The following is a 4,096-nucleotide window of genomic DNA, read 5'->3' on the forward strand; positions in this document are numbered from 1 at the left end:
AAGCGCACTCGGTGTCAGCGCACCCGCTGAACCGGAACCCCAGTTGACCGCCGAATTCGGCTGGACGCTGACCGGACCACCGGCAGGTTCGACGGCCGTTACGGTGAGCAGTTCGGATGTCCACGCGACGCCGAAGGTGCGGGAAAGTGCTTGCACCGACAGCGACCACCCCGAGCACGTCTACCTCACCGACTTCGGCCTGACGAAGAAGTCGCTGTCGCTGACCGGCTTCACCACGGTCGGCCAGTTCGTCGGCACGCTCGACTACGTCGCCCCCGAGCAGATCTCCGGCAAGCCGGTCGACGCCCGCTGTGACGTGTACGGCTTCGCCTGCGTCGTCTTCGAGACCCTGGCCGGCCATCCGCCCTTCCTCCGCGACGACGACATGGCCCTGCTCTGGGCCCACCAGTACGACGAACCGCCCCCGCTGACCGAGGACCGGCCCGACCTCGACCCACGGGTGGACCCCGTCTTCGCCCAGGCCCTCGCCAAGAGCCCCGACGACCGGTACCCGTCCTGCCTCGCCTTCGTGACCGCACTGCGCGCCGCGACGACCGGCGGCGAGACCGACGCCCCCAGGACGCCCACGCGCGTGGACCGGCAGCTGCCGGGCGCGGGGGAGGAGCGGCCCAAGCAGCCGCCTCGCTGGGCCGAACCGGTCTTCGTGCAGCGGATGTAGGGTGCGGCGTCAGCTCTCACCGGCGGTGCGCACCTCGCCCCGCCGCCGTACGCGACGCGCCAGCAGGGCCCCGGCGAAGCCGGCCACCAGCCCCCACGGGACGGCCAGGCCCACGGCCCCCCACAGCTTGGGCCTCAGGAACAGCTCGCCCCCCAGACCGCCGCCCAGATCACCGATGCCCAGCACGGACAGGCCGAAGTGCGCGGAGATCCGCCCCACGAGGCAGATCGTGAACACCGTGAGCATCAGGGCGAGTGCCATGTGCACCGCGTGCTGCCAGGCCCGTACCCAGGCCGGTGACCGGGCCGCCATCAGGAACCCGGCGGCCAGCAGCAGCACGACGTCGACGACCAGCAGCCACCACACCCGGCCGTCGTGCTCGGCGAGGGTCCGCAGGTTCAGCTCGGAGATTTCCGGGGTGCGCAGCACCTCGTCGAGCACATGCGGCATGGGCAGCCCGAACGGTCCCTCCACCCTGCCGTTCCACGTGGCGCCGAGCCCGATCGTCAGGGCGAGCCACACCAGGTTGGGGATGCCCAGCAGGATCACCGCGAACGTCTCCCGCGCGTGCCCCTTGGTCGCCGCGACGACCAGGGCGACGACCACGCCGATGACGACGCAGGCCAGCAGCAACGCGACCATGGCGTACGCGGCCGGCCGCACGGACGCCTGAAAGCGCAGAAGTCCCGCGGGCAACGGCGCCCCGCGTGACACCAGCAGCGCCAGCACCAGCATGCCGGCCAGCCACACCACGCCGACGAACACGGACAGCGGGACGTCGGTGGTGAAGCCGACCTCCGGCGATGCGCCGAACAGGTCGCCGAGTTCACCGAGCGTGTCGTCCCCGAGGGGGATGTCGAAGGTGTGGCGGGCCGCGAAAGTCAGGCCGATCAGCGCGATCAGCCACAGGGCCGCGACCCGGCCGGCCCATCCGGCCAGTTCCGCCGCACCGGCGACCGCGCGATGCCGCAGCGGCCGCAGGAAGCCCCAGGCGAGCACCAGCGCCCCGGTGAGCGTGACGGACAGCGGAACCACCGTCAGGCCCGCCTGCGTCGAGGCGAGGTCGCCGGCGCTTCCGGTGAGCTTCACCGTGCCGCCGACCGCGGTGACCATGGTGGCCGCGACGACAGGGCCGAAGGACCCGTCCGGAAGGTCACCGGCCCCGGCCGCCCACAGGCCCAGAGCGGCCACCACCGCCATGGCGAGCAGCCCGGCGAGCACCGTGACGAGGGCATGCGCCCAGCCGTGGCGGGCGACGGCCCGCTCGCCGGAGGTACGTGCCCACCGACCTGATGCGGGCCGCGGGTCCCGCCGCGGCGGAGGCCGAGGGCATCTCGTACGAGGAGTGGCTGGGCCGGTTCGCCGAGCACGCCGCCACCAAGAAGATCACCACCGTCGAACAGGTCGCGGCAGTCGCCTCGCTGCTCGCGAGCGAGGCCGGGGCGGGCATCACCGGCACGCTGATCAGCGTCGACGGCGGAACGGCGCAGTGGTAGGCGCGGGGCGGGCAGGGGCGGGCACCGGTACGGACAGCGGGAGACCTCGGTCATGAAGAGCTGGATCACGGACTGGCAGCGCAGTGAGCGGCTGCCGCACTACACCCGGGCCAACGCGGGCGAGACCCTGCCGGAACCCGCCAGCCCGCTGGGCTGGACCCTGGTCTGGGGGCGGGGCCTCCAGGGCTGGCGCAAGGGCTTCGTCGGGTTCGGCATCTACCGCGACGAGGAGGTGGCCGGCGACCGGCCGCCGTTCGTCGGCATGTTCGGCGGCCACTTCTACCTCAACCTGTCCCACATGCGGCTGTTCGGCATCCGCATGGGCCAGACCGCGGACCAGATCGACGCGGCCTTCGTCGGACAGCGGTCCGACACGCCGGCGTACGTGGCGCACCCGGACGACCAGGACGAGGAGCTGACCGCCAAGGCGGGCGCGACGCTCCAGCGGATGCTCGGCCAGGCCGGCTTCCCGGAGGCCGACGCCGACCGGGAACGGCTGCGCGCCCTGCGCCGCTCGCGTCCCGACCTGACGCGGCTGTCCGACGCCGAACTGGTCGCGCACGCGCGGTCGTTGCTGGACGAGGTGGAGATCACCTTCCAGCGGCACGTCGAATCGTCGCTGCCCGCGTCCGTCGGACCGGCGATCCTCGGCCCGCTGTGCGCGAGCGTGGACCGCCCCGGCGCCATGCTCGACCTCATCGGCGGTCTCGGCGACGTCGACTCCGCCTCCCCCTCGACCGGACTGTGGACACTGTCCCGCCAGGTCGCGGCCTCGGCCGAGCTGAGCGCGCTGTTCGACCAAGGTCCGGCCGGGGTGGAGCAGGCGCTCGACGCCGCGACCGGCGACCTGAAGGCGTTCCGTGACTCCTTCGAGGAGTTCCTCGCGGAGTCCGGGGACCGCGGCCCCAACGAGTGGGACATCCACGCGCTGTCCTGGGAGGCGGCGCCCGTGCAGGCGCTGGCCCTCGTCGACCGGATCCGGCGCAGTCCCGACGACGACTCCCCGGCCGCCCGCCGCACACGGCTGACCGAGGGGCGCGAGCGGACGGCGCGGGAGATCCGGGCCGCGCTGCCCGAGGAGGCGCAGCCGGTGTTCGACGCCGGTATGCACGCCTCCCGGGTGTGGATCCCGGCCCGCGAGCGCACCAAGGCGAACTGCGTCACCGTCGTCAACGAGATCCGCATGGCCGTACGGGAACTCGGCCGACGCGGCGTCGAGGCGGGGCGCTTCGCCCGGCCCGAGGACGTGATGATGCTGCTGGACACCGAACTCGACGGCTATGTCGCCGCCCCGGAGTCCTTCGGCCCCGTGATCGCGCGACGCCTTGAGGAGTACGCGGACCTGCACGAACTGGAACCGCCGTTCTTCGTCGCCGACGACGCGCAGACCGAGATCGACACCTGGCCGCGCCGCGCCGAGGAACGGACCGAGGCGGCCGTCGAGGGCGATGTGCTCGGTGGTGTGGGCGGCAGCCACGGCACGTACACCGGCACGGTGCGGGTGGTCACCGACCCGGCCTCGTGCGAGGCACTGGAGCCCGGCGAGGTGCTGGTCGCGCCGATCACGGACGCGGCCTGGACTCCGCTGTTCCTGGTCGCGGGCGCTGCCGTCGTGGACGTGGGCGCGCTCAACAGCCACGCCGTGGTGGTCTGCCGTGAGCTGGGCATCCCGGCCGTGATCTCCGTCGAGGGCGGGACGCGACGGCTGCGGGACGGCATGGTGATCACGGTCGACGGCGACCGGGGCACGGTCACCGTCGACAGCGTGGCGACCGCGCTCGGAGTCTGACAGACGCGTGGGCCCGCCGCCCCCCCGGCGGGGCGGGCGGGGCCCGCCCCGGCCGCGGGGGGGGAGCGCCCGCCGAGGGGGGAGAAGAGTTGGGGCCGGGGGGGGGGGTGCTGCCGCCGGGCGGGGGGCGGG

Annotated in this window: 3 protein-coding genes and 1 pseudogene; 3 read left to right on the top strand and 1 reads right to left on the bottom strand. The window is 73.5% G+C overall.

Features of this window, described 5'->3' with window-relative positions; genetic code table 11:
- The coding region (locus tag ABT116_RS40425) for a protein kinase domain-containing protein (protein WP_351645033.1) at positions 1–679 on the top strand (679 nt) is incomplete at its 5' end.
- A gap of 9 nt (positions 680–688) precedes the next feature.
- Here the strand turns inward: ABT116_RS40425 and ABT116_RS40430 are convergent.
- A pseudogene (locus tag ABT116_RS40430) lies at positions 689–1,951 on the bottom strand (streptophobe family protein); the annotation flags it as partial.
- 5 nt (positions 1,952–1,956) lie between these two features.
- On the opposite strand from ABT116_RS40430, the gene ABT116_RS40435 reads away from it, so the two are divergent.
- Positions 1,957–2,175: an SDR family oxidoreductase gene (locus tag ABT116_RS40435; RefSeq protein WP_351645036.1), complete on the top strand. Its 219-nt coding sequence runs from the start codon at positions 1,957–1,959 to the stop codon at positions 2,173–2,175.
- A gap of 52 nt (positions 2,176–2,227) precedes the next feature.
- A complete protein-coding gene (locus tag ABT116_RS40440) occupies positions 2,228–3,964 on the top strand; it encodes a PEP-utilizing enzyme (protein WP_351645039.1) in 1,737 nt (578 codons plus the stop codon).
- The last annotated feature ends 132 nt before the right edge of the window (positions 3,965–4,096 follow it).

This window comes from Streptomyces sp. NPDC002130 (assembly GCF_040296465.1).
Taxonomy (GTDB): domain Bacteria; phylum Actinomycetota; class Actinomycetes; order Streptomycetales; family Streptomycetaceae; genus Streptomyces.